The 26,440-nt window shown below is 64.4% G+C and carries 19 protein-coding genes; 7 read left to right on the top strand and 12 right to left on the bottom strand.

What is annotated here, in order from left to right; genetic code table 11:
• Positions 1-149 precede the first annotated feature (149 nt).
• The 4 genes from GSQ92_RS12080 to GSQ92_RS12065 form a co-directional block, all read right to left on the bottom strand.
• Positions 150-1,202 carry an HAD family phosphatase gene (locus GSQ92_RS12080; protein ID WP_158801818.1) on the bottom strand — a complete coding sequence of 351 codons (1,053 nt, stop codon included), beginning with the start codon at positions 1,200-1,202 and terminating at the stop codon, positions 150-152.
• Between the two features lie 62 nt (positions 1,203-1,264).
• Positions 1,265-2,125 (bottom strand): hypothetical protein, encoded by an 861-nt coding sequence (locus tag GSQ92_RS12075; RefSeq protein WP_158801819.1) that lies wholly within the window; start codon positions 2,123-2,125, stop codon positions 1,265-1,267.
• Between the two features lie 420 nt (positions 2,126-2,545).
• Positions 2,546-3,244 (bottom strand): RlmE family RNA methyltransferase, encoded by a 699-nt coding sequence (locus GSQ92_RS12070; protein WP_158801820.1) that lies wholly within the window; start codon positions 3,242-3,244, stop codon positions 2,546-2,548.
• Between the two features lie 10 nt (positions 3,245-3,254).
• Positions 3,255-4,325: a Ppx/GppA phosphatase family protein gene (locus GSQ92_RS12065; protein ID WP_158801821.1), complete on the bottom strand. Its 1,071-nt coding sequence runs from the start codon at positions 4,323-4,325 to the stop codon at positions 3,255-3,257.
• 54 nt (positions 4,326-4,379) lie between these two features.
• Here GSQ92_RS12065 and GSQ92_RS12060 point away from each other — a divergent pair, with 54 nt between their 5' ends.
• A complete protein-coding gene (locus GSQ92_RS12060) occupies positions 4,380-5,360 on the top strand; it encodes a glycosyltransferase family 9 protein (protein ID WP_254065510.1) in 981 nt (326 codons plus the stop codon).
• A complete protein-coding gene (locus GSQ92_RS12055; RefSeq protein ID WP_158801822.1) occupies positions 5,357-6,682 on the top strand; it encodes a dihydroorotase in 1,326 nt (441 codons plus the stop codon). The genes GSQ92_RS12060 and GSQ92_RS12055 overlap by 4 nt, the downstream gene beginning before the upstream one ends.
• Positions 6,683-6,856: 174 nt before the next feature.
• On the opposite strand, the gene GSQ92_RS12050 is transcribed toward GSQ92_RS12055, so the two are convergent.
• From GSQ92_RS12050 to GSQ92_RS12035, 4 genes are all read right to left on the bottom strand, one after another.
• On the bottom strand, positions 6,857-9,637 hold the full coding sequence (locus GSQ92_RS12050) for a PAS domain S-box protein (protein ID WP_159013506.1): 2,781 nt from the start codon (positions 9,635-9,637) through the stop codon (positions 6,857-6,859).
• 31 nt (positions 9,638-9,668) lie between these two features.
• Entirely contained in the window at positions 9,669-10,106 is a 438-nt protein-coding gene (locus tag GSQ92_RS12045) for a response regulator (RefSeq protein WP_158801824.1), read from the bottom strand.
• Positions 10,103-12,331, bottom strand: a complete 2,229-nt coding sequence (locus GSQ92_RS12040; RefSeq protein WP_158801825.1) for an ATP-binding protein — start codon at positions 12,329-12,331, stop codon at positions 10,103-10,105. Before GSQ92_RS12040 ends, GSQ92_RS12045 begins: the two co-directional genes overlap by 4 nt.
• Positions 12,332-12,395: 64 nt before the next feature.
• On the bottom strand, positions 12,396-13,040 hold the full coding sequence (locus tag GSQ92_RS12035) for a sensor histidine kinase (RefSeq protein ID WP_158801826.1): 645 nt from the start codon (positions 13,038-13,040) through the stop codon (positions 12,396-12,398).
• Between the two features lie 183 nt (positions 13,041-13,223).
• Here GSQ92_RS12035 and GSQ92_RS12030 point away from each other — a divergent pair, with 183 nt between their 5' ends.
• Complete coding sequence (locus GSQ92_RS12030; RefSeq protein WP_254065511.1) at positions 13,224-14,132, top strand: response regulator; 909 nt, start codon at positions 13,224-13,226, stop codon at positions 14,130-14,132.
• A gap of 68 nt (positions 14,133-14,200) precedes the next feature.
• Here GSQ92_RS12030 and eno read toward each other — a convergent pair whose 3' ends face one another.
• Both eno and upp read right to left on the bottom strand, forming a co-directional pair.
• Positions 14,201-15,478 (bottom strand): phosphopyruvate hydratase, encoded by a 1,278-nt coding sequence (gene eno, locus GSQ92_RS12025; RefSeq protein WP_158801827.1) that lies wholly within the window; start codon positions 15,476-15,478, stop codon positions 14,201-14,203.
• 68 nt (positions 15,479-15,546) lie between these two features.
• Positions 15,547-16,185: a uracil phosphoribosyltransferase gene (gene upp / locus GSQ92_RS12020; RefSeq protein WP_158801828.1), complete on the bottom strand. Its 639-nt coding sequence runs from the start codon at positions 16,183-16,185 to the stop codon at positions 15,547-15,549.
• A gap of 387 nt (positions 16,186-16,572) precedes the next feature.
• On the opposite strand from upp, the gene GSQ92_RS12015 reads away from it, so the two are divergent.
• Together GSQ92_RS12015 and GSQ92_RS12010 are read left to right on the top strand one after the other, a co-directional pair.
• Positions 16,573-17,700: a glycosyltransferase gene (locus GSQ92_RS12015; protein WP_158801829.1), complete on the top strand. Its 1,128-nt coding sequence runs from the start codon at positions 16,573-16,575 to the stop codon at positions 17,698-17,700.
• Positions 17,701-17,711: 11 nt separating this feature from the next.
• Positions 17,712-18,821 (top strand): glycosyltransferase, encoded by a 1,110-nt coding sequence (locus GSQ92_RS12010; RefSeq protein ID WP_158801830.1) that lies wholly within the window; start codon positions 17,712-17,714, stop codon positions 18,819-18,821.
• Positions 18,822-19,068: 247 nt separating this feature from the next.
• Here GSQ92_RS12010 and GSQ92_RS12005 read toward each other — a convergent pair whose 3' ends face one another.
• Entirely contained in the window at positions 19,069-19,827 is a 759-nt protein-coding gene (locus GSQ92_RS12005) for a glycosyltransferase family 25 protein (protein WP_159013505.1), read from the bottom strand.
• Positions 19,828-19,922: 95 nt separating this feature from the next.
• Positions 19,923-23,258 carry an AsmA-like C-terminal region-containing protein gene (locus GSQ92_RS12000; protein WP_158801833.1) on the bottom strand — a complete coding sequence of 1,112 codons (3,336 nt, stop codon included), beginning with the start codon at positions 23,256-23,258 and terminating at the stop codon, positions 19,923-19,925.
• A gap of 17 nt (positions 23,259-23,275) precedes the next feature.
• Between GSQ92_RS12000 and GSQ92_RS11995 the strand changes: the two genes are divergently transcribed.
• Positions 23,276-26,224 carry a bifunctional [glutamine synthetase] adenylyltransferase/[glutamine synthetase]-adenylyl-L-tyrosine phosphorylase gene (locus tag GSQ92_RS11995; protein WP_158801834.1) on the top strand — a complete coding sequence of 983 codons (2,949 nt, stop codon included), beginning with the start codon at positions 23,276-23,278 and terminating at the stop codon, positions 26,222-26,224.
• Positions 26,221-26,440: peroxiredoxin (locus tag GSQ92_RS11990; RefSeq protein WP_159013504.1), on the top strand; the 220-nt coding region annotated here is incomplete at its 3' end. The genes GSQ92_RS11995 and GSQ92_RS11990, both read left to right, overlap by 4 nt.

Raw genomic sequence — 26,440 nt, 5'->3', positions numbered from 1 at the left:
ATAAATATAAAACTATCACGGCCAAGCGATGTGCAACTCCGGACAATTCTGCCGCGTCGAAGGCACTCAGGCTCGCCGCAGAACTCTTTATCCGACTGCGCCCGTCCAGAAGCGGCGTCTCGGCACGCACCATCGCCAACGGAGCCGCGTCATTTGGTCGATGGGAATATGCGCTTCCAGTCGTTTTTCATGCTAATGACTGTCCAGCCGCGAGCCTTGGCCTCGTCCATAAGGGACTGCGGGAATGTACCGACCTTGGTATCCGGCAGCCCTCCCGCCGGCCCGTAAGCATATTCGCGGTCCGCGTCGTCGTGATGGACGAGCATTTTCAGCCGCGCCCCGTCCCCCGCGCCCGTCCATTCCAGCATCTCGCGGTCACCGGTGGAATTGCCGAAAGCGGCGTAGGGGCGCTTGCCGATGAAGAGATCGATTCCGACCACCTTGCCGCCGAAATTGTCATCGAAAAACAACTTCGGCATCCGCATCAGTTCCGGCCGGCCGTTCTTGACCACGTAGGTCGTCGCGATACTGGACCCGATGACCTCTTGCGCCGGAATGCCGTAGACGCGCTGGCTGAGGGCGCGCACGAAGTCCTGCCCTCCGCCGGTGACGATGTAGGTCTCGAACTGGTTAGCCCGCAAATATTGCAGCACTTCGAGCATGGGTTGATAGACCAGCTCGGTGTAAAGTCGGTTGTATCTCGGGTGCTTCGCAGTCGCTAGCCACTGCTCGGCGATTGCCCGGAAATCCGCCTGACTCATGCCCGTGTGAGTCTCGGCGAGGATCTTCGCCCAGTCCGCCTCGCCGAAATGCGCCACGGCAGCCATATCATTGTTGAGCACCGCCCTGAATGGCTCTTCCGATCTCCATTCGGGATGCCGCGCAGACAGAGCATGCACACGGTCGAATGCGAACATGGCCTGGGTGTAAAGCGGATGCTCTACCCACAAGGTGCCATCTTGATCGAATGTGGCGATGCGGTCTTCCGGCGGAACGTAATTCGGGCTCCCCTTGTCCGTCGTCGCTCGCACGAAATCCCGTATGGCATCGTTCGCCGGTCCCTCGTTCCATGAGGGTAGGGGATCGGCCGCGGCCTCAGCCCATGCGAATTTCCGGGCGGCGATTGTCGCAAAGGACAGCACCGATAAGCCGGCCAACAAAGCCCGTCGTGGGAAGTCAGCCGGAACGGCGAAATATCTCATGGCGGTTCTCTTTGGCTCGCAACCGAGAATGAGCTAGCGCGAATACGCTGCGGTCACCTGCTCTAGAAGCGAAAGCCGATTCCGACGACTGGCCCGTAGGTGAGCGCCGAGAACGATCTATCTGCGGAATTGCGCAGGCTGCCACTGCCCTGACCTCTTGAACTTTCGATCGCGCGAAAGCCGAACTCCAAATCCACCAGCCTTGTCATGGCATAGGCACCCACGACCGAAGCGCCCCAGCCCCAGGAATTGTCATCAACACCAAGGCCTTGCGCCAGCGCAGCAACCTCGACTCGCCAGCGGGGAGAAGGCACGAAGGTCACGCGGCCGCCAATCCATGGCTGCACAAAACTACCGTTATTCCCGCCGCTGGCATGCAACGGACCCTCTCCCGTAACGGTCTCCGCTGAATTTATGTAAGCGAAGCCGGCGCGGGCATCGACCATGATCGGCACGCCCAACAGATCGCCCGAATAGACTTTGTAGCCAAATCCTGGCGCTATGCGCGTCAGCACAAGTGAAGCATTGGCGCGAAGCTCTCTTCTGCCGAACCGGCCTGTCGCCACGGTCGCGCTTTGGCTGCCATCGACATATTGCATGTCGAGTTCGGCCGACCAGGGCCCGTAGCGGACAAGGCCACTGCCCATGAAAGCCGCGTGCAGACTATGTGCTAGATCGGCCGGGGTCGGAAAACCGGAATCAACATCGACGCTCCCCAGCCTGGACGAGCCCGTATGAATCGTTCCGCTGATCGCGGGCAGCCATAGATAGGGTACTAGTTCCGTTTGGACTTGATACCGGCCGTCCTCCGCGTAGCCGTCCTTGATCGAAAAAAGCTGTGCGCGCGCCGCGCCGGCAGCGAAAAGGAACAGGCCAAATACGGCGGCGCAAAGCGCTGCCGTAAGCGGAATTCGGTCTCTCAACGAACGTTCCCTCGGTGGATGCATGGCACAGTTGCGCATGTGTTGCGCCATCCATCAAGCCGATCTCGTCTTCGCGAGCATGAACTCGCCTTGATACTCATGCGGATATTGGAGAGTTCGTTCGACGCAAGCTCGGTGCAGCGCGGCCGCACTTCGTTCAGGCCGATCTTTGCAGCCGCATCATTTTTCACAATGAAAACAGCCGGACGGCAGTAAATGCTGGCCACGACTCGTCCATCTTGCCGTCGTCAGGGCGCTGCGATGGAAAGGGACGAAGCTTCAGCCAAGCGGCATTAATACCAACTGGCAAAAATATTGACGGATCCGGCGGGCACCGTGTCATGCACGGCGCAGGGCGCCCGACAATCGATGAAGATTATCGCCGCGCGGTTGTCACCAAACGGAAATGACCCGCGCCCGTTAGCCCGCCCGGAACCCCGTCGCCACCACATAAAGCTCGCTCGACTCCTTGCGGCTCGCGGGCGGCTTGGCGTGCCGGACGGTGGCGAAACGGCGCTTCAGCGGGTCCAGCAAGTGCTTCTCGGCACCACCCTGGAATAGCTTCGTCACGAAAGCGCCGCCGGGCTCCAGCATCTCGAAAGCCAGTTCCAGCGCCAGCTCGGCAAGGGTGACGATCCGGATATGGTCGGTCGCCGCATGGCCCGAAGTATTGGGCGCCATATCCGACAGCACCAAAGTCGGCCGGCCGCCCAGCAGCTCGATGATGCGGGCCTGGTACTCCGGGTCGGTCGCATCTCCCTGGATGAGATGCGCGCCGGTTATCGGCTCGATCGCCAGCAGATCGATCCCGACCACCGCCGCCGCCCCGCGATCCAGCGCCACCTGCGTCCACCCGCCGGGTGCCGCGCCAAGGTCAAGCACCCGCGCACCCGCGCCCAGGATATGGAAGCGGTCGTCCAGCTCGATGAGCTTGAAGGCCGCGCGCGACCGCCAGCCCTGGTCCTGAGCTGCCTTCACGTAGGGGTCATTGAGCTGCCGGGTCAGCCAGCGCTGCGAGGCGACGCTACGCTTGGCCGACTTTTTCAGCGTGACGGTGAGCGCCCTTCCGGAACCGGCCGAAGGGCTGCCGCCTCCACGCCGTCCACTTCCAACTGCCATCGGTCGCCTCTCAGCCGGGTGGCGGAACGATGCAGGGGTCGAGACCGACTGGCCCCTTGGCGCGCCGATCCCCCTGCCGCCGCCGGCGACGGATCTGGCGCAGCAGCATGCCTTCGCGCAAGCCACGATCGGCGACGCCCACCTCTGCGGTCGGCCAAACCTCCCGGATCGCCGCGAAAATCGCGCAGCCGGGAAGCACGAAATCGGCTCGGTCGTTGCCGATGCAGGGATGTGCGGCGAGGGCGGCGCGGTCCATGCCGCGCAGGGTAGCGACGGCCTCATCCGCCACCTCGCCCGCCAGAACGACACCATCGACCAAGGGTCGCCGGTAACGCGGCAGCTTCAGCGCAATGCTTGCGACGGTGGTGATGGTGCCGCTGGTTCCGAGAAGGCGGACGCTCGAATGATGCATCTCGAGGCCGATGCGATGGACGTCCTCGAACCGCCACAACCGCTCTGCCACCACATCGACCATTGCGTCGAAGCCGGCCTCGGTGAAGCAGGAATAGGGCGTGCAGGCGCCCAAAGTCATGACCCCGAAGGGCAGCGAGATATAGCCGATGAGCGCCGGGGGCATGCCGCCCGCGTCGAGTCGCACCCAGGCAAGCTCCGTCGACCCGCCGCCGATATCGAAGATCAGCGCACGGCTGCCGCAGCCGGCGAGCAGTGGCGAGCAGCTTTCCAGCGCCAGCTCCGCCTCCTCCCGCGCCGAGATGATACGTATGTCGATGCCGGTCTCGACCCGCACACGGGCGAGGAAATCGGCCCCGTTCAGCGCGCGGCGGCAGGCTTCCGTCGCGACCGCTGTAAGGCCAGCGAGGCGATACCGGGAAAGACGGCCGGCACAGGAGCGCAAGGCGTCCATCGCCCTCTGCATGGCGGGATCCGCCAGCCGCCCAGTCTCCGCTAAACCCTCGCCAAGGCCGACGACGCGGCTGAAGCTCTCGATCACCCGGAAACCGGCGCTGCTCGGCACGCCGAGCATGAGGCGGCAGTTATTGGTGCCCAGGTCGATGGCGCCAAAAATCGGCGGCGGAGGACGCCGGTAGACTGTCGGAACGCCTAGCTCGGCGCCGTTCATGGAGATACTCGCCGCCATGGGTCATAATCACGCCCGGCTCATAAGGACGGCAAGTTGCAAATCTTTAACCCCTCGGCCCCACTGGATGAGAGCCGGCCGGTCGGAACAATTCTGTTCATCACCGCCACCCGCATCGGCGACGCGGTCATCAGCACGGGCCTGCTGGATTATCTCGGCCGCCGCTGGCCCGAGGCGCGCTTCACCGTAGCCTGTGGACCTCTCGCCGCAGGTATCTTCGAGCGCATGCCGGGGCTGGACGGTCTTATCCTCATGCCCAAGCGGAAGCGGGATGGACACTGGTTCGCGCTCTGGGCGCAGGTCGTGCGGCGGCGATGGGATCTCGTGATCGACCTTCGCGGCTCGACCACAGCCTGGTTCATGATGGCGCGGCAGCGCATCGTGCTGCTCGGCGGACGGCGGCTTGGCGGGCGCCGCCCCGGCCTTCGTCTCCAGCACCTCGCGGACCGTCTCGGGCTGCATCCGCCACCCCTGCCCGTTGCCTGGACGTCGGAGGCCGATCGCGCCCGTGCCAACGTCCTGCTGCCGGGAAATGTGCCACTCATCGGCTTGGGTCCGACCGCGAATTGGGCCGGCAAGGTCTGGCCGCCGGAGCGCTTCGTTGCCTTGTTCCACGAACTGCGGACCCGACGCCTGGCAACCGCCCGGCCCGTCATCTTCGCCGGGCCGGGCGAGGCAGAAGCCGCTCTCAGCCGTCCGGTTACTGCGGCACTCCCAGAGGTGATCGACCTATCCGGCCAACTAACGCTTCCCGAAGCGGCGGCCTGCCTCGCCCGGCTCACCTTGTTCGTGGGCAATGATTCCGGCCTGATGCACCTAGCGGCCGCGACAGGTGTGCCGACGCTTGGCTTGTTCGGTCCCTCTCCAGCCGAGGAATACGCACCCTCCGGCCGCCACGCGCGCTTTGTGGTAGCCCCCGGCCCAGTTGGGCAAGCACCGATGACGGCTCTGACGGTGGAGGCCGCGCGCGATGCGGCCCTCGCCCTCCTCCAGGATGAAAGCGGACTCCCGGCATGAGCGACTTCTACGACCTCATCATCCGCAACGGCATCGTGGTGCTGCCCTGGGGCGAGGAACGAGTCGATATCGGCGTCAACCTCGGCCGCGTCGCTCGTATCGGCGTCACCTCAGCCGCCGAGGCCGGTGAAGTCATCGACGCGACAGGCTTGCACGTCCTGCCCGGCCTCATCGACGCCCATACGCATCTCCGCGACCCCCAACAGGCGGATGTCGAGAGCATTCCCTCGGGCACCCGTGGCGCGGTGCTCGGCGGTCTCTGCGCGGTTTTCGACATGCCCAACGGCAACCCCTCGATCACCACGCCAGAAAGGCTACAGACAAAGAAGGACTTCGCCGCGACGCGGTCCTGGTGCGACCTCGGCCTCTATGTCGGCGCGGCAAGGCCGACCATCGACGGCCTAGCGGAGCTGGAACTCTCGGATGGCGTCTGCGCCGTGAAGGTCTTCGCCGGCAGCAGCACCGGCGACCTGCTCATCGAGGATGATGAAACGTTAGAACGCGTGATGCGGACCGGCCGCCGCCGCATCGCCTATCACAGCGAGGACGAGTATCGCCTGCGAGACCGCAAGCACCTCTTCCATGAGGGCATGCCCTATGCGAGCCACGCCGAGTGGCGCGATGTCGAGGCGGCGTTCCTCGGCACCCGCCGCCTCATGGCGCTGGCCCGCCGCACCGGGCGGCCCGCCCATATTCTGCATGTCTCGACGGCGGAGGAACTGGACTACCTGCACGACTATCGCGACATCGCCACGGTGGAGGTGCTGCTCAACCACCTCACCCAATGGGCGCCCGACGCCTATGACCGGCTGGGTCCCTACGCCGTGATGAATCCGCCGATCCGAGACCGTCGTCACGTCGATGCCGCTTGGGCCGCGGTGCGAGACGGGCTCGTGGATGTGGTTGGATCGGATCACGCGCCGCATTCTCGCGCTGCGAAGGAAAGGCCCTGGCCCCTCTGCGCCGCCGGACTGACGGGCGTGCAAACCATCGTGCCGATGATGCTCGACCATGTTTCGGCCGGACGGCTCTCGCTCTCGCGCCTCGCCGATCTCATGTGCGCGGGTCCGGCACGGGTCTATGGCGTCGTCGGCAAGGGCCGCATCGCGCGTGGCTACGACGCGGACTTCACCCTGGTCGACATGAAGCGCCGCCGCCGCATCGAGGACAGCTGGATAGTCAGCCCCTGCGGCTGGACGCCCTTCGCGGGCACGGAAGTGACAGGGTGGCCGATCGCCACAGTGATCCGCGGCCAGATGGTCATGCGCGATGACGAGGTGCTCGGCGAGCCGGCCGGCCGGCTGACGAAATTCATGGGTTAGAGCGTGATGATCGTGATGATCTAATGCTGAGCCGCGATCCAAAGATCCGTCCTGGCACGTGAAAGCGTGCCAACCACGCCTTGCCTTCGTGATGCAATAAAGGCGTGGATGCCCGGCCTTCGCCGAGCATGGCGTGGTGGATTGAGAATGGTTCAAACCCAAAGAAATCACGCACTAAGCCGACGGTCCTATCCGAAAACGGCTTGGCGTATCGCCGGCGCGCCGGCTGTCGAGCGCCGCGCGCACGCGTTCCGCGAGATCCTGGTAGGAGAAAGGCTTGCTGATGAGGTCGACATCAACCTCGACGCGATGATCCCGCGTGACAGCGCCGTCCTCATAGCCCGAGGTGAATAGCACCTTGATCTCTGGCCATTCGTCCCGTGCGGCATCGGCCAGTTGGCGACCATTCATGCCTTCAGGCAGCCCGACATCGGTGAAAAGCAACCTGATCTCACTGTTATGGCGCAGCGCCTGCAGGGCCGCGGCGCCGTTCGCCGCCTGGACCACACTGTATCCCAATTCCTGCAACACGCTTGCCGAATAGGCACGCACCTCCTCATTGTCCTCGACAACAAGGATCATCTCGTTTCCCTCGCTCCCCGGCGCGGCCATGGGCGCCGCGGAACCGCCGTCCGCTTCCTCGGCGATCGTCATTTCGCGCGGCAGATAAATCCGCACCAGCGTGCCTTGGCCGAGGTCGGACGTGATGCGGACATGGCCGCCAGATTGCTTGACGAAGCCATAGACCTGGCTCAGCCCGAGCCCTGTGCCGTGGCCGACATCCTTCGTGGTAAAGAACGGTTCGAAAGCGCGCGCGATGGTTTCCGCCGACATCCCGGAACCAGTATCGTAAATGCCGACCGTCACGTATTGGCCGGGAGGAAGTTCCGGAATCTGTAGTGTCTGGCTACGATCCAGCGTGATGTTGGCGGTCGCGATCGTGAGCCGTCCACCGCCCGACATCGCATCCCGCGCATTGACGGCCAGGTTGAGGATGGAGTTCTCGAGTTGGTTCGGATCAGCCATGGCGAACCAAAGATCCGACGCAGGAACGACATCGATCGTGATATGCGCACCCAGCGTGCGTATCAGCAGATCCGACATACCGCTGATGAGCTTGTTGAGGTCAAGGGACCGCGGCCGCAGCGGTTGTCTGCGCGAGAATGCCAGCAGACGTTGCGTCAGCACGCTCGCCCGCTGGGCTCCCTGCATCGCATTCTCGGCGGCCCGTTCGATCCGTACCGCCGCCGGCCCATCCGGCATTTTGCGCAGATGGCGATGGACACTCTCGAGATTGCCTACGATCACGGTCAGCAGATTGTTGAAATCATGTGCTACACCCCCGGTGAGTTGGCCGATCGTCTCGATCTTCTGCGCTTGGCGCAGACGGTCATGGGCAAGCTTTTCGTCGGTGACATCTCGACCCACGGCGTAGATCGAGCCTTCGGCCAGCACCCAGGTCCATGAAATTGTGCGATAGTTGTCGTCCCGGTGACGCAGCCGCGCCTCGAAACTCTGCGTTGTCAGCCCCTTGCGCAGTCGCTGCAACTCTTCCTGCACGACACCCTCGTCGTCGGGATGCAACAGCTCGATAATGCCAAGCTTGAACAGCTCGCTTTCGGTCCAGTCGAGAATCGCGGACCAGGCAGGATTGACCGCTACGGGCACCAATTGCGGATCAGCGACCATCATAAGGTCTCGCGATAGCTGCCAGGTGCGGTCGCGTTGCAGCGTCCGTTCCAAGACACGCGCCTCCAGCACCTCGTTCGAGCGCAGAAGCGCCTCCTCGGTGCGCTTCTGCCGAGTAATGTCCTGGAGGAACCCCACAAAGCGCGTGCTGATGCCGTTTTCCATCACGGCCTGCCCCAGGATGGCGAGCCAGAAGAGGCGCCGTTCCCGCGTGATCGTGCGAAATTCCTGGGCGAGCCGGCCCGAACTTCCCGCCCGCAATGCCTCTGCAATAGCCGTTCGCAATCGTGGACGATCGTCCAAGTGGCAGCGACGGATGAAGGTCTGGTAGTCGACGGGCTCGTCCGAGGAAAATCCACAGAGTGAGCGGCATCGTTCATCTAGGACCAGGCGGCCATTGCGAGGGTCGAACTCCCAGTTTCCGAGCCGCGCCGCCTCCGCCGCCAGCCGCAGCTTGAGTTCACTCTCCCGCAACGCCTCCTCGGTATGCTTGCGGTTGGTGATGTCGAGGATGGACGTCAGCACATAGCCACGCGCCGCGCCGGAGCCCACCACGAAGACCGAAGACATGTCGGCCCAAATCACCTTCCCCGCTTGGCCGACCAATCGCTTCTCCTGCCGGACGACGCGCGTACCGGCGGGCGGTGTCTTGGCAGCCGACTCCCTGCCTTCTCCGTCAAGCAGGATGGAGGTGGCCTGCAGCCCGACCAACGACTGGTCGCCATAGCCGAGCATGCGATGCAAAGCGGGGTTAGCGCGCAGGATGATGCCGGTAACCGGCTCGACCTCCAGAATGCCGACCTGCACGTTATCGACAGTCGCTTGCAGGCGCCGCTGGCTTTCGCCCAGTCGGCCTTCAGCGAGGCGGGCACGGCGGCGTTCGTCGGCCTCATTGAGCGCGCGGTCGAGCGCCGCCGGCAGTCGATTGAGGCGATGCTTAACCACATAATCCGTGGCGCCGCGCTTCAGCGCGTCCGTCGCGAACTCCTCGCCGATCACACCGGAGACGAAAATGAAGGGGGTGTCCGGCGCCCTGTCCTGGCAGAGGTCGAGCGCCTCCATGCCTTCGAAACCGGGCACCGAGTAATCCGCCAGCACCACGTCCGCGTCACCAAGGCGCGCTACGTAGCTCGCCCGTTCAGTCGCCCGGACAATCAAGAAGCGGCGATCCGTGCGCTCGAGTTGCAGCGTAATCAGCTCCGCATCGATGTTGCTATCCTCCAGCAGGAGGATCGTGGGGGCGCGGACTTCCCTTACCTGGTGCAAGGCTGATTCCACCATGGTTCCCGGCTAGGGGTCATCCGCCGGACGCCCTGTTGTGAACGATCCAGAAATCGCTGAAATCATGAATCATGCGCGAGAAATCCTGGAAGTCGAGCGGCTTGACCACATAGGCGTTGCCCCCCATCCGGTAGCTTTCGGAAATGTCGGATGCCTCGCCGGAAGCGCTCAGCATCACGATCGGGATATGGCGTTTCGCGTGATCAGACTTGAGAATACGCATAACGTCGAGACCGTTCAGTTTCGGAAGCTTAAGATCTAGCAACATCACCGCAGGATCCATGGGAGCCCGGGAAGCGAAGGCATTCCTGCGGTACACGCAGTCCAGCGCTTCCACGCCATCGCGAGCAACAATAATAGGATTATGTAACGAATAACGTTCCAGTACCGCAAGTGTTAATTCGAGATCACGGGCATCGTCTTCGACTAAAATTATGGGACGAGTCTCGCTCATGCGGCATTCCCCAGAGCTCCGGCCGGTAGCTCGAAGGTGAAGGTTGCGCCTTCATCCGGCCGCGCTGCGGCGGAGATCTTTCCCCCGTGGCGCTCGATGATACGCTTTGTGAGTGCCAGGCCGATACCGGTTCCTTCGAATTGCTCGGCTCCGTGCAAGCGCTGGAACACGCCGAAAAGCTTCCCGGCATAACTCATATCGAAACCCGCACCATTATCGACGACACGATAGATTGCCCGGCCTTCGACAGTCTTGCCATCGATCAGGATATGAGCGGGGCTGCGACCGCGAGAATATTTGACCGCGTTATCGATCAGATTGAGAAGGGCTTGGCGCAACAAGGCGGCATCGCCGAAGGTCGGAGGTAGATCGCCGATCTCCATGTTGATATCCCGGCCCTTCAGAGCGCCCTCGAGCGAGCGGAGAACCTCGCGCACCAGCTTACCCATGTCGATCGGCGAGACGGCGAGCTGAGCACGGCCGAGGCGCGAAAAGGACAGCAAGTCGTCCACCAGATGACCGGCTGCCAGCGCGGAATCTGTAATCGTATCGAGGTAGCGGCGCGAGGTAGCGTCGAGCTTCCCTTCGCGCTGGCCCAGCAGCTCGGCGAAGCCGATGATGTGGCGAAACGGCGCACGCAGGTCGTGCGAAACAGAATAGGAAAAGGATTCGAGTTCCGCGTTTGTCCGCTCCAGCGCCGCCGCCATACCCGCTCGGGTCTCCGCCTGCCGAAGCACGAGACCGATGACGGCATGACGAAATTCACGCGCGCTCTCGATCTCGGCGGTCCGCCACGGCGCCGAGCGCTGCGCCACCTTCTGCCGCCACTCAGCGAATGAATGGCGAGGATGGAGCGTCGGCGGTATCTCGCCTCCCCCCTCCACCGATTTGCTCGGCTCACCCGCCCAGCGCAGCGTGCGCTCCACCTCGGGTCGAAACCACATGATGTAGCTCGCATGCAGCTGCGAGATCGAGATTGCCAGCAAGCCGCTCGCGTGGCCGCTGTAGGCCGCGGCGGAGGGAAAGGCGGCCGAAAGACAGTCCGTCTCGTACACGGTATCGACCGGCCGGGCGCGCAGCCATTGACCAAGAATCGCCACTTCCTCCCGTGGCGGGGTTTCCCCCCAAGATTGCACGGCGCCCTGCAGTAGGACGGCACAACCCCCTGCACCCGCGATATGCAGCCACGCCTCAGGGCTATGCCCCAAGGCTCCATCGAGGGTCTCGCTGCGGGCGAGATAGGTGAGCAGCCGCGTGCCGGTCCGCGACAAGGCCAGGCGCTCGGCCGCCTCCGCCATGCGTAGCCGCACACCGATGCGCTGGGCCACCACGCGCCCTGTCATCTCGCAAGCCGCGCGGACCCGCGGCGAGATCATGCGCGGCTCGTCATGATGGCAAGCAATGAGACCCCAGAGCTCGCCGTCGATCACCAGGGAAACGGACATGGAGGCGCGCACGCCCATGTTCCGCAGATATTCGAGATGCACTGGCGAGACGCTACGAAGCGCGCCGAGCGACATATCAAGCTCTCTGCCATCGAGAGGGCTAAGAGGCGGGTCAAGCGGCACTGGCCGATAGTCGACGTCCGTGATGAGCCGCAGGCGGTTCGCGACATAGAGCCGGCGTGCCTGGGCAGGAATATCGCTCGCCGGAAACCGCAGGTCGAAGTAGCGCCGCTCGCCATCGGCTGAGACCTCGGCCAGGACGACGCCGCTGCCGTCCTCGGCAAAGCGATAGGTCATGACGCGGTCGAATCCGCAGAGCGTCGCCACCTCGGCGGCGGCGGCCTCGGCGATATGCGTGATGTTGTCCAGGGGCTCGATAACATCGAGCAAGCGGTGCAAGCGGTGGTGCAATCCACCACTCCTCGGCGGCTCCGCCAGCGCGACTTCAAATTCGAGGAGAATACCCTGCGCCGTAGCATGGCCGCTGACGTGAAAACGATGATCGGCTAGGAATACGAGATCACGGTAAAAAAGCTCCCCACCCGCTAGCCAATCGCGCAGTCTCGAAGAAAGGGGGATGTTTTCCGAGAAGAAGACATCAGCCTGCTTGCCGCGACCTAGCTCATAGCCAAAGAAGGCCGTCGCGTTGGCGCTCGCCTGGACGATTTCGAGAGAATTGCGGTCCAACACGAGAAGCGCGCCATGCGGCTGGATAAATCCAGGTTGATGGATTGGCTCCCGCGCGCAGAGGTCATTCGCCGTGGCGTCCGGCCCGATCATCAACCGCCCCTCTCTCGCAGGTCACGGCAATGCGCCAACGATCAGCCTGTGTCGAGGGGCAGGTTTAGGGAGATGGCAAGGCTTCTGGCTGGGTCGGGAGGCTAACCTGCAAGCGGCCGCCATTGCGCGGCAGCAGAATCTCAGCCGCCAACTGCCGCACATGGCCGTCGATCAGCCGCTCACGCAGCCCGTCGAGCTTGAGTGCCTCCGCCCAGCCGCCTTGAATCGAGAGGGTCACCTCACCCTCGCCTGGACGGGTCGATATCGCGACGAAGCCGCCAATTTCTTTCGCATGGTCAAGATAAGGCGGTACCGCGACCGCAAGGTAGAGCCCGAGCGCGATCGCCTGATCAAGATCAATCATGCTGTGTGCCGCGCAATCGGCCAGACGCAACACACCGCTCGACACTCCCGCGATTTCGACCAGCCCCGCGACAACCTCTCGGATGAGATCATCCATCGGCACCTTCACGAGTTCGCCGGAGGCATAGACCACGCGATAGGCCGCTGCCATCGATTGCACATGCTCTTCAAGGAAACGAATTTCGCCGCGCCGCTCCGCCGGCAGCATCCGCTTCTGCACATTCATTAAACTGACGATAATTTGAAGATTGTTCTTCACGCGATGGTGAAGTTCGCGAACCAAGTCCTGGCGATCCGCGACCACGCTACTGCCGTTACCTGTATCGACGCTGGCCGGAGCTGTCATCGCCTGACCCCATCCACGATGCTTGGCCTCCAATGCCCAGCGTTCTGGAATCGAAGCCCTGCTTGCGCGACTGCATATCGTCGGCGGCAGCCGAAAGACCACCCCTGAGACGCCTCACATCGAGTTCATTGTCATTACAGAATGATCGTCAGTTGCTCGGCGGCGGCTTCTCCGGCATGCAGGTTGCCCAGCGCATGCCGGATCGGCATTCTGCTGGACCTGAACCCGCTGGGCGATACCGCCCGCTTGGATGATTGCCCGATGCACGAAACCGCGAAGATTGCTCAGCATCTCCCCTACCTCCGGCGGTTCGCGCGGGCGCTGACCGGCAGCCAGCGAGGCGGGGACGCCTATGTCGTGACGGCCCTGGAGACCATCTCGGAAGACCCCAAGGCGTTGAGGTCCGATCTCGACCTCAACGCGGCGCTCTACCAGCTTCTGCTCGCGATCTGGGGCGCCGTCCCCGCCAATCGCCAGCACCACGCGCCGACGCTTGCCGATGCGACGGTAGAGGAAGGTCACGACGTGGAGCGCATCACGCCGCTTCCGCGCGTCTGCTTTTTGCTGCATGCGGTGGAAGGCTTTCCGGTCGATACCATCGCGAAGCTGGTCGATCGCCCCGCCGAGCAGGTCGGCAGGCTTATTGACGAAGCCGGCCGGGAGATCGCTGCCCAGCTCCATACCGACGTGCTGATCATCGAGGACGAAACCATCATCTCGATGGACCTTGAGGGCCTGGTGCAGGAACTGGGACACAACGTCATCGGCATCGCCCGCACCCGTGCCGAGGCCATGGCGCTGGCCAACCGCCACGCCCCGGGTCTCATCCTCGCCGATATCCAGCTCGCCGATGGCAGTTCGGGACTGGACGCGGTGAGCGACATCCTGGCGGTTGCGGAAGTGCCGGTGGTTTTCATCACCGCCTATCCCCAGCGCTTGCTGACCGGGGAGCGGCCGGAACCGGCGTTCCTCATAACCAAGCCGTTCCAGCATGAGATCGTGAAGGCGACGCTGAGCCAGGCGCTATTTTTCGATCGCCGCGCGCGCCTGGGCCAGAGGCATACGGAAGGTTCGCGTCTGGCGAGCGCCTAAACGCGCGCACGCCAAACGGGGGCGGATAAGCGCAGCTCCTATCCGCCCCCCCAACGCCTGCGAACACCTTAAATGCGGAGAATGGTCCGCCCGGCGTAGCGCGCGCTGTCGCCCAGGGCTTCCTCGATACGGATAAGCTGGTTGTATTTCGCCACGCGATCGGTGCGCGCGAGGCTGCCAGTCTTGATCTGCCCCGCATTCGTCGCCACCGCGAGGTCGGCGATGGTGGTGTCCTCGGTCTCGCCGGAGCGATGGCTGATGATGCTGGTATAGCCCGCGCGATGGGCGATCTCGACAGCCTCTAGGGTCTCGGTCAACGTGCCGATCTGGTTGACCTTGACGAGGATGGAATTGCCGCAGCCTTCCTCGATGCCCCGCCGCAGCCGCTCCGGATTGGTGACAAACAGATCGTCGCCGACCAGTTGCACCCGGCCGCCCAGCCTTTGGGTGAGCAGCTTCCAGCCCTCCCAGTCGTCCTCGGCGCAGCCATCCTCGATCGAGAGGATCGGGAAACGGCCGCACAGCTTCTCCAGATAGTCGACCATCTGCGCGGAATCGAAGACCTTCCCTTCGCCTTCCATGTTGTAGCGACCATCCGCGAAGAACTCGGTCGAGGCGCAGTCGAGCGCGAACATGACGTCCTCGCCCGGACGATACCCGGCCTTCTCGCAGGCGCCCGAGATGAAGGTGAGCGCCTCCTCGGCCGACTTCAGGGCTGGTGCGAAGCCGCCTTCATCGCCGACATTGGTGTTGTGGCCCGCGTCCTGCAGCGCCTTCTTCAGCGTATGAAAGATCTCCGAGCCCGTCCGCACCGCCTCGGCGATCGTCGCCGCGCCGACCGGCATGACCATGAATTCCTGGATGTCGATCGGGTTGTCGGCATGCTGGCCGCCATTGACGATATTCATCATCGGCACCGGCAGTGTCCGCGCGCTGACGCCCCCTAAATATCGATACAGCGGCAGATCGTATTCGAGCGCCGAGGCCTTGGCGACGGCGAGCGACACGGCCAGGATCGCATTGGCCCCCAGCCGGCGCTTGTTCGGCGTTCCGTCCAGATCGATCATGGTATTGTCGATCTTCACCTGCTCCGAGGCATCGAGACCGCTCAACGCATCAAAGATTTCGCCCTCGACATTGGCGACCGCCGAGGTCACTCCCTTGCCGCCATAGCGCACCTTGTTCCCGTCCCGCAGCTCCGCCGCCTCATGCGCGCCGGTCGAAGCGCCGGAGGGCACGGCGGCGCGGCCGAGGGCGCCGCTTTCCAGCACGACATCGACCTCGACGGTCGGATTGCCGCGACTATCCAGGATCTGGCGGCCGATGATATCTGCGATGGCGGACATGGCGTTTCCCCTTCGAACTGACGCCAGCCGATACGGCGGCGTCACGCTGGTGACAAGAGCCGATCCGGTTACTTCGTGCCGAACAGCCGGTCCCCGGCATCGCCGAGACCCGGCCGGATATAGGCATGTTCATCAAGCTCGCGATCGAGTGCCGCGGTGAAAACATGCACATCGGGATGAGCCGCCTCCATCACCGCGACCCCCTCCGGTGCCGCGAGAAGCGACAGGAAGCGGATCTGGGTGGCCCCGGCCCGCTTGATGAGGTCGACAGCGGCGGCCGCCGAATAGCCCGTGGCCAGCATCGGGTCGACCGCGATGACCAGCCGGTCCTGGATATCCTCCGGAAGTTTCACGAAATATTCCACCGGGCGCTTGCTGATGGGGTCCCGATAGAGGCCGACATGCCCCACCCTGGCCGAAGGCACGAGATCGAGCAGCCCGTCCAGCAGCCCGGCGCCCGCGCGCAGGATGGAGACGAAGCAAAGCTTCTTGCCCGCCAGCAGGGGCGCCATCATCGGCTCCAGCGGAGTTTCGATAGGCACCATCTGCAGCGGCAGATCCCGCATGATCTCGTAGCCCAGCAGCAGGCTGGTCTCCTGCAGCAGAGCACGGAACTCCTTGGTGGACTTGTCCCTCCGCCGCATCAGGGTGAGCTTGTGCTGGACCAGAGGATGATCGACCACCGTCAGATTGGCGAAACGCTTCATGGCGCGGACGTACCTCCCCTGTGGCCCAAGGACCATCCCTATGGTGAAGCGGACGCCCGCACGCGGCAACAGGGTCGCGGGCCTGACGACGTGGGGGGTGCCGACCCGGCTATCCTCCCACAGGACGACACTTATTTCGGTTGCCGCCGTGTACTTCTGCCGCTTGAATTGAGTCATAGCGCGCGAATTTGGAAGCCGCCGGGCAGGAGGTGCTGATGTCGGACCACCACAGCCTGACCTTTCCTCGACCGGGCGCGACCGGCCACCAGCTGATCCGCGTCGGCCCCGTAACACCCGCTGGGCGCGGAATCATCGGCGACTGCTGGGCTGCCTCCGACGTGAGATTCCGACGGGACGGCCACTCTTGCGCGCCGAGTTGAAACGCCAATGACGGTTGCCAGCCCCCGCCGGATCCTTCTTACCACCGACGCCTTGGGTGGCGCCTGGAACTATTCGCTTGGCCTCGCGCGCTCCCTTGCCCGCCGCCGGGTCATGGTCGATCTGGCAGTACTCGGACCGGCACCCTCTCCCGCACAATCCGAGGCGGCGACGCAGGTGACGGGGCTGGCCTTGCACGTAACCGACCTGCCGCTCGACTGGACAGCACCGAACGTTGCAACCGTTGCACGAGCCTCGGCAGCGCTCGCGGAGTTGGCGCAGGCCGTCAACGCCGATACGGCGCAGCTCCACACGCCGGCGCTCGTGGGTCACGGCGAGTGGCCGGTGCCAGTGGTGGCCGTGGTGCACGCCTGTGTCGGCACGTGGTGGGCCGCGTTACATGGCGGTCCCATACCACCCGACCTCGCCTGGCGCGCGGGGCTGGTCGCGGCCGGGCTGCGGCGGGCCGGCGCGATTGTCGCTCCGAGCCAGGCCTTCGCCGATGCGCTGCATAAGGTCTACGGTGATTCTCATATGATCACCGTGGTCCATACTGGCCGCATGCCCGCCGGCCAGCTTGTGCGGGACCACCATTTGCCGCAGCCGGAACGGCATGGCGTGCTGGCAGCTGGCCGGCTTTGGGACCCCGCGAAGAATATGGCGCTGCTGGAAGATGTGGCAGGGCGCCTCGATTTCTCCCTGCGCGCTGCTGGGCCGCTGACGGGGCCGGGCGGCGAGATCGTCCCCCTCCATCATCTGCGGCCGCTCGGCGTGCTGGATGACCGCGCCATGGCCCTCGCAATGGACGAGGCACGGATCTTCGCCTCCCCCGCACGCTACGAGCCCTTCGGCCTGTCCGTGTTGGAGGCGGCGCAAGCCGGGCTGCCGCTTGTCCTCTCGGACATCCCGACCTTTCGCGAATTGTGGGATGGCGCCGCGATCTTCCTGCTACCAACCGACACTGTCGCCTGGACAGAGGCGCTTCGCGACCTGCATGACGACCTTAAATTGTGCCGCCAGCTCGGCAGGAAGGCTCGCACCCGCGCCAATCTTTATGGCGCTGAGCGGCAGGAACGAGCGATGTGGGATCTCCATTCGGCTCTGCTGGCTGAATCCCGCCGCGTCCCCGCCGCCTGAGTTCCTCCTCAATGCGTTTTGTCTACTTCACCCAATCCATCCGGTCCTGCTGGAACCATGGCAACGTGCATTTTCTGCGCGGCGTGGCTCGCGCGTTGCTGCGGTCGGGGCATGCGATCACCATTTACGAACCCGAGGACGGATGGAGCCGCGCGAATCTTCTGCGCAGCCACGGTCCAGCGGCGGATGAGACATTCGCGCGCGTCTTCCCGGATGTCGCCGCCAATAGCCGCTTTCTGTCGGACGATCTCGACGCCATGCTGGACGGTGCGGAGGTCGTCATCGTCCACGAATGGAACGACCCAGCACTGGTCGCCGCAATCGGCCGCAAGCGCGGGTCGGGCGCCGGCTTCCGGCTGCTCTTCCACGATACGCACCACCGCATGGTGAGCGACCCTAAGGCCATGGCCGCCTTCGATCTCTCAGGCTACGACGCGGTACTCGCCTTCGGAGAGTCGCTGAGCGAGGTCTATCGCGGCCAAGGCTGGGGCGGTCGCGTCTTCACCTGGCACCAGGCCGCCGATACCTCGCTGTTCCGTCCACCAGAGACTCCCCAAAGGCGTTACGGCGCGGTGTGGACGGGCAATTGGGGCGATGGCGAGCGCAACGACGAGCTGATCGACTACATGTTCGATCCAATCGTGAAACTCGCAATCCCGTTCGATGTCTATGGCGTACGCTATCCGGGCGAAGCGCTGGCGGAGCTGGCAAAACGCGACATCCGGTATCACGGCTGGACGCCGAATACCGATGTGCCGGCCATACTCGCTCAGCGGGCGTTCACCGTACATGTGCCACGACGCTTCTACGTGGAGCAACTGCCAGGCATACCAACCATCCGCGTCTTCGAGGCTCTGGCCTGCGGCATTCCGCTCCTCTCGGCGCCGTGGTCGGATTCGGAGAGTCTCTTTGCACCGGATCGAGATTTCCTCATGGCCCGGTCTCCGGACGAGATGACGACGCTGATGCGTAACCTCACGAACGACAGCGCGCTGCGCGTTGGTCTGGTGGCGCATGGATTGCGCACGATCCTGCTGCGCCACACCTGCGAACACCGCGCCGACGAACTGCGAGGCATCGTGGCGCGGCTGCAAGGAGTTACCGGAGAGGTCGCCGCGTAGAGCGAGTTGCCGTCCAGGGATCGGCACTGCCGTCGCCTTTCTGGAACGCCGCCATTTCACCACTCGGGCCTGACAATCCAGTATCGAACTGCGATCCAAAGATCCGTCATGGCACGCGAATTGCGTGCGGGGCACCCCGTGCCATCCACGCCTTTGCCTTCGTCACGCAAGCAACGCGTGGATGCTCGGCCTTCGCCGAGCAATGACGTGGTGGAGTGAGCATGGTTCAAACCAAAGTCATCCCGCTCTAATCGACCCAATTTTGGTTGATCGAGGAACGGCTATAGACGTTGTAGGCGATCGGCGGCACGCAGGCGTAAGCTCTGAGTGCACCGTAATGTCGGGCCATCTCGACATCGATTCCATCATTGCGCCAGCCCTCGAAGCCTTCCTTGGGCGACGGCGCGTGCGCATTGCCCAGCGGCAGGCTACGCGCAAGCAGGCGGGCCGCGCCGCCGGGGGAAAGAGTGTAGCCGAGGATCCCGCAAGCGACATGGAGCGGGATCAACCTCGGTTCCACTGCGCTTTCCCGCGCGCAGGAAAATCCCTCGAACACATCATCGCGCACGAAGCCCAGCCGAGCTGGCGACAGGCCGCCACCGAGATCGATAGTGATCGGATCGGAATGGTTCCAACCCCATAGGATGATGTCCCATCCCTGTACCGTCGCCGCGACCCGCGCCGCGATTTCGGCAAATCTTCGATGCAGGATCGCGTCATCCTCGAAAATGGTGATCGACCGGTTAGTCTCGGCGCTTCGCCGCCAAAGTGTGAGGTGGGAGCGCGCGCAACACAGAGCGGGGAGCGTGTAGGTATTCTCCGCGCCGATCATGCCGTCGTCGAGCAGCGCCTTCCGGGTCACATCAGCCGGCCCGATTGCCTCGAAGCGCCGCGCCACGATGCTACGTGCGTTTTCCGTCTGGAATCGCTGCAGGCGATCTGGCCGATCCGAAAGATTGATCACCCAGGCATCGCCAATCGCTGATACCTCGCCTTGCTCGCCCATTTGCCCGGACCCTCGGAGTGCGCCCTAAACATACCGATATCGATATAAACAGAACGTAAACGACGAGTGGCTTGCGCAACCTCGGTAAGATTCGGCTAAGGCGTCGTTTTAGTCGGTGCGTCGTGGAATCCATCGAATAGCCCGCGCAGAAAGCCAGGCGTCACGAGCGACATCGGATTGACCTTCACATGCGGTGAGTCAATCGAACCTGTCAGCGTATAGGCGGCGGCGAACAGCCCGCCGCCCTTCTCCGGACTGAACAACCGGCCGATCAGCGGGATATGGCCGAGCAGGGAATTGAAGAAATAGGCCGGCACGATCGTGCCCTTGATATCGAAATGGTTGCGCGGCAAATCGATCTGGCCCTCCGCCGTAAGCCCCAGCGAAGCGCTGTAGGCTCGCGCTTCCCGCAGCGTCAGTTGCTCATCCGCCAGGCGGAAAGGTGCCACCATGCGATGAAAGTGCAGGCCGGGGCCCCGCATCAGATCGATCACACCATAGAGCGTCATGAGTTGCAGCATGCGGGCCGCGGTCGGCGCATCATGCAGGTTGAAATCATCCATCTCGGCCTTCCCGCTCAACGGATGGTCCGCCTGCTTGTCGTCATACGTGCCATCGATACGCAGATTGCCGCCCGCGATTGCGTCATAGGCGTTGATGGCCCGCAGCAAGCCGCCGAAGTCATCATCCGTGAGCGTTACCCGCCGCGTCCCGTTCGGCGCCGGGACAACCGTAAAGCGCGCGGGCTTGCCGGAGGGCGGCACAAGCAGCGAGAGATTCGCCCCCGTCATGATGATCCCGTCATCCGCCGCCTGACCCCGTACCTGATCGAGTTCGCGTGATGCTCCGCCGGGCGCCGTGCCAAACAGAATGCGGTCGAGCTGCACGCGAACGCTCCACGGCGTATGCCGCGCGAAATGTTGCTTCGTGCTGACCGTGGACAGTGCCTGATTGGTCGGCGCGGCACTGGTCGTCTTGGCGCCGCCGAAGCGGCCCGAAAGATCCAAGGTCGAACCTGTAACCGCCACCGCATAGCCGCTCCCCGGCTTGACCGGGAAATTCACCGAACCGGCGATATTGGTGCGGCCGAGCACCAGCCTGTCGATCACAAGGCTTGCGAGTTGGCCATCCGCCACCGTCGTCCGCGCCGTCGCCTCCGTCCCCGCCCCAGTGAGCCGGATATTGTCGAGAGCGACGATCTTCTCGCCCTGCAGCGCGAGATGAGCCACGAGGGTCGCGTCCTTCGACCCGCCGCTCCAGCCGATTGGCGCCACCGATAGGTCGCCTTCCCCGAAGGCCGCAGAGGCATCCACATCGGCGCGCCCGTTACGGCGGAGGGTGGCCGCGACGGCAAGCCGGACCGTTCCCCGCACCAACCCACCATTCGGCAGTCCCGCCGCCGCCAGCCGCGTCGTATCCGCGGCTCCTTTGACGTTCACGCGTGTCTGAACCTGATCCGGCGGCCCCCGGCGGAAATCAGAATACAGCGTGAGGTCGAGCGGAATCGTCGCGAGATTGGCGTGTCCCTGAACATTGAGCTGGGACGTATTGGCATCGATCGTGCAACTCCCCTCCGTCAGGTCACGCCCCAGGAGGAGCTTGTGCAAGGCAACGCCCGTGAGCTGGGCATGCACCTTCACGGTAACGTCCGAGGCGAGAACCTTGTCCTTGAGCGGCAAGGTGAGATCGACATGCGTGTCGATATTCCCCGCGGTCGGACTCAGGGCGACTGGTCGGTCTCCCAACAAATGCAGTCTCGGATTGCTGATGAGCGCGAAGGCATCAACCAGCGGCCCCGCCACATTGACCGCGAGCGTCGCCGGCTGCACCGCCGCGTCCAAGCCGCTGATGACCATCGTGCTGTGGCTAACCGTGAGCTTGCCCTGCTGTCCCTTCGAGACCGTGATCTTGATACGGTCCGGTCCGTCGAGCGCGATGGTGCCCGCGACATTGGTCATCGGTGGAATCGGCGGCAGCCAGATCACCGTCAGGCCATCGGCCGTGATCGCCCCGCTCGATTGCGTCAATGCGAGATCATCGAGCGTCTTGCCCAACGTGAGACCGAAGTGGAAGTCGCCATCATGCAAGCCGCCGCTATTGGTCTGCTGGGCAATCCAATCATGTGCGCCTGGGGCCAGCGACGGCGGCCAGTAAATCGGCAGGTCGCCGGTCGCGACATGATCGATCGTCACGCCCAGGCTGGCCTTGCCACCCGGCGCGACATCCGTGCTTCCCGTGAGACCGATGGTTGGCGGTGGCGCCGCACTGACAGGCCCTAGTGCAATCTGCGAACCCGGATCGAGCGTGACCATGCCGCGATCACCATGCGCGGCAACGACCGCGCCCAGGATTGGCACCCGCTTTCCGGCGGCAAGCAAATTGCCCTTGCCCAGAGTGACGCGGCCAGAGAAGTGACCGAGCGTCAGGGCAGGTGTGACATCGATTTCCGTGTCGAGCGAAACAGCCGCCTGGGGTAAGGGCGCATCCTTCAGACGCCCAACGCCCGCCGCGAGACCCGCCGGATCCGGCACATGCGCGCTCGCCTTCAGCGTGACGGCACGACTCGTATCGATTGCCAGCGTGCCGCCAATCGTGCCGGGGCGCGCCCTTTTCACCTGCTCTGCCGGATCGAGCGACATGCTATCCGCGCCGTCGAGCTGCAGAGAGAACGGCCCCTGGACCCCGCCAGCCGCGGCTCTTACCAACGCCACATTGATTGATTGGGCGCGCCACGTCGCACCGAGGGGTCCGTTCTCAACGATCAGCAATCCGCCCTGCAACGTAACGTGGCGCAGTTGGGCGAGCTCAGCGGGGCGTACACGAACCAGGTCGCGGTCATTGCCCGGTGGCTGCGCCAGCACCTTGATGACATCCCGCAATGTCGTCGGCTTTGGCTGATGCAGGCGGCCGGGCACGTCTGGCGAAATCGAACTCAGGCTCGCATCCGACTGCCTTCGCAGCACGAGCTGCAGGTTGCGAGCCGCAATATCACGTGGTGCGAAGACACCTATGGACGCCCAGGCGACCGAAAAATTGACGCTGATCTCGTCCGCCGAGAGCACCGGGCGATGTGCGGCATCCGATGCCTTCACGCCTTGCAGCGTCACCATCCCCGGCGCGTCCGGCCCTTGGCCAAAGCCTTGCCAACCGATCACCGCACTGCGAACGGCAATGCGCAGACGAGGATCTGCCGCCGCCACCAGACGCTCGACGCGCGGTAGCAGAAAGGAAATGTCGATCGGCCCGTCAGCAGCGCGCCAGGCGAGCATCGTCCAACCAACCGCCGCCAGAATCAGCAAGCCCTCGACGGATACGATCAGGAAAGTCGCCGGCCAGCGCAGCCAGCGCGACAGCCGCCGCCGAGTTCGTGGCGGTGGCGCGGTGTAAAAGGGCGCGTCCGCTTCCGGCTCTTGACCTTCCAGTGGCGTCACGCCCAGCTTGCCCGGGAATGCTCGCGCCCCGAACCTCGCTGCCTTGGCCCGCCCCCGCCGACCCCGCCGCGGCGGACCGCTTCGTCGAGCGCCTCAGTGAAATCGCGGGAGACCATGGGCTGCCGCCGGAAATGCTGCGCGCCATCGGCGGCAACAGCGACTACCTGGCTGGTCTCGCCTTGCGTGAAGCGCGAACCCTCCAGCGCTTCGTCGAGGAAGGTGCGGAGGCCGAGGCGGCGCGCGCATTTCTGACGCTCGCCGAAGCCCGCGCCGATTGGCCCCAGCCGAAACTCGCCCAGGCCATGCGGGTCGCCAAGCGGCAGGTGGCGCTGATCACCGGCCTCGCCGACATCACCGGAGCCTGGCCGCTGTCCCGCGTCACCGGCACGCTCAGCCGGCTGGCGGAGGAGACGCTGACCATTGGCGTACGCCACCTGATCCTGGCCGCCCATCACAGGGGCATCCTGCGTCTGCCGGCGCCGGAAACCGACCCCGACAAAGGCTCGGGAGTGACTGTTCTGGCGCTCGGCAAGCTCGGCGGGCGCGAGTTGAACTATTCGAGCGATATCGACCTCATTGTCTTCTACGACCCCGCCGCGGTGGATTTCGGCGGCGACTCCCATGGTGCCTTCTATACCCGGCTCGCGCGTGATCTGGTCAAACTCATGGAGGCAAGAGACGCTGACGGCTACGTCTTTCGTGTCGATCTGCGGCTGCGCCCCGACCCCGCCGCGATGCCGCTCGCCGTCTCGGTGCCGACGGCGCTGACGTATTACGAGACACTTGGCCGGAATTGGGAACGCGCGGCCCTGCTTAAGGCACGCCCCGTCGCGGGAGATCGCAGCCTCGGCGAGGAGATGGTGGAGGCGCTGCGTCCCTTCGTCTGGCGCCGTCACCTCGATTTCGCGGCCATCGCCGATATCCACGCCATGAAGCGCCGGATGGACGCGCATCGCGGCCGGCCCATCCCCACGGGGGAAGACGCGGTGTCGCGTTTGTTGGGTCACGATCTGAAACTCGGGCGCGGCGGCATTCGCGAGATCGAGTTCCTGGCGCAGACGCTGCAACTCGTCTGGGGCGGGCGGGAGCCGATTTTGCGGATTGGCGCCACCTTGCCCGCACTGCGGCTACTCGCGCGGCTGGGTCATCTGCCGAGCGCCGATGCGGCGAGGCTTACCCGCGCCTATCGTTTCCTGCGGCAGGCCGAGCACCGCCTACAGATGGTGGACGACCGGCAAACTCATAAGCTGCCCGATACGCGCGCCGATTTCGCCTGCTTCGCGACCTTCCTCGGCTATCCGACTGCTGACGCCTTCGCGCACGCCGCCCTCGAACATCTCGACGGCGTCCAACAGCTCTTCGACTCTTTCTTCGAAACCGATGAGGGCGACGAGAGCGAGGAAACACTGGACCTTGGCGCCATCGATAAGCCGATCCCGGCGAAGATTGTGGGATGGCTCAAGTCCGCCGGCTTCCAGGATCCGCCGCATATCGTCACGGCCGTTCGGCTTTGGCAGGCAGGCCGCCCGCGTGCCCTGCGGTCGGAGCGTGCTCGCGCCCTGCTCGAACCATTGTTGCCGCGCATCCTGACAGCGCTCGGCGGACAGCCTCAGCCGGACCATGCCTTTTCGCGTTTCGATGCTTTCATCTCCCGCCTGCCCGCGGGCATCCAGCTGCTGTCGCTGTTCCAGAGGAACCCAGCACTGATCGACCGCATCGCCGCTCTGCTGGGCGCCGCCCCTGGTCTTGCCGACCATCTCGCCATCCATCCCGGCGCTCTTGAAGGGCTGCTTGGGTTGGAGGAGGTCCGGATCGAGCCAGCCCGCATGCTGGGACGCCAGCTCGCCGATGCCACGACGCTGGAGGACACCATCGCGCTGACCCGCCATTTCGTCAGCGAGGAGAGCTTCCGCATCGGCGTCGCCACGTTGGAGGGGCGGATGGATGTCGATGCCGCTGGCCTCGCCCGCGCCGCGCTCGCGGATGCCGCGCTGGAAGCCCTCCTCGCGGGGGTCCTGGCGCAGCACGATTCGCGCTACGGACAGCTCGATGGCGGCGGCGTTGTTGTGGTGCTGCTCGGCAAGGGGGGCGGCAGGGAGATGATGCCGGGCTCCGATCTCGATCTCATGCTGATCTACGACATGGCCGAGGATGCCGGAGAGAGCCAAGGTCCCCGTCCGCTGGCGCCCAGCCAGTGGTTCGCGCGCCTCGCCACCGCCTTCACCGGCGCGCTTACCGCGCAGGGCGTCGAGGGTCCCATGTTTCGCGTCGATATGCGGTTACGACCCTCCGGCAGCCACGGCCCGGTGGCCGTCAGCCTCGCCTCCTTCGAACGCTACCACGCATCGGATGCCTGGACGTGGGAGCAGATGTCGCTCACCCGCGCGCGCGTCGTCGCCGGACCCGAGGCATTGCGTGTTCGGGTCGAGGCGGCGATCGCGCAGGCGCTGCTGCCACGCCGGACTCCGGCGACGCTGCGCGAAAACGCTCGCGCGATGCGCGCCCGCATGCTGCGGGACCTGCCGCCGGAGGGTCCTTGGGACGTCAGGCTCCGGCCCGGCGGCATAGTCGAGGTCGAGTTTCTGGCCCAGGTGCTGCAACTCGACTATTTCGGCTGGCTTCCCGAGCGCCGCAGCACCACCACACGGATCGCTCTGCGCCATCTAGAGGAAGACGGTCATCTCTCGGCCGAGGATACGGCGGTATTGATCGGAGCCGATCATCTGTGGCGCACCATCCAGAGTTCGCTGCGGTTGACCGTCGGCCGCCCGACAACGATCGAACTGCCCGAAGCGCCCGCCCGCGTCCTACTCGCGGCGGTGGGGGAGATGACGGTTCCAAGTTTACGCGCCACCATGGACCGCGTGGCGGCGGCGGTGCATGAGCGCTTCGTCCGCCTCATCGGCGATCCTCAGCCTGGCGAAACCCCGCGCAAAGCGCCGCCTGCCAAAGGAGTTTCGGAATGACCCTCACCCCAGGTGACGCCGCTCCCGATTTCGACATGCCGGCTTCCGGCGGTCGCCACGTGAGTCTGAGCGGAATGAGAGGCAAAGCCTTCGTGCTCTACTTCTACCCGAAGGCCGATACCACCGGCTGCACCAAGGAAGCCTGCGCCTTCCAGGAGGCACTGCCGCAACTCGGCGGCCACGGTGTGGAGGTCATCGGCGTCTCGAAGGACCCGA

This window comes from Acidisoma sp. S159, assembly GCF_009766125.1.
GTDB lineage: Bacteria > Pseudomonadota > Alphaproteobacteria > Acetobacterales > Acetobacteraceae > Acidisoma.
The sequence above is the reverse complement of the archived record's forward strand: the minus strand, read 5'-3'. Positions and strand labels throughout refer to the sequence as shown.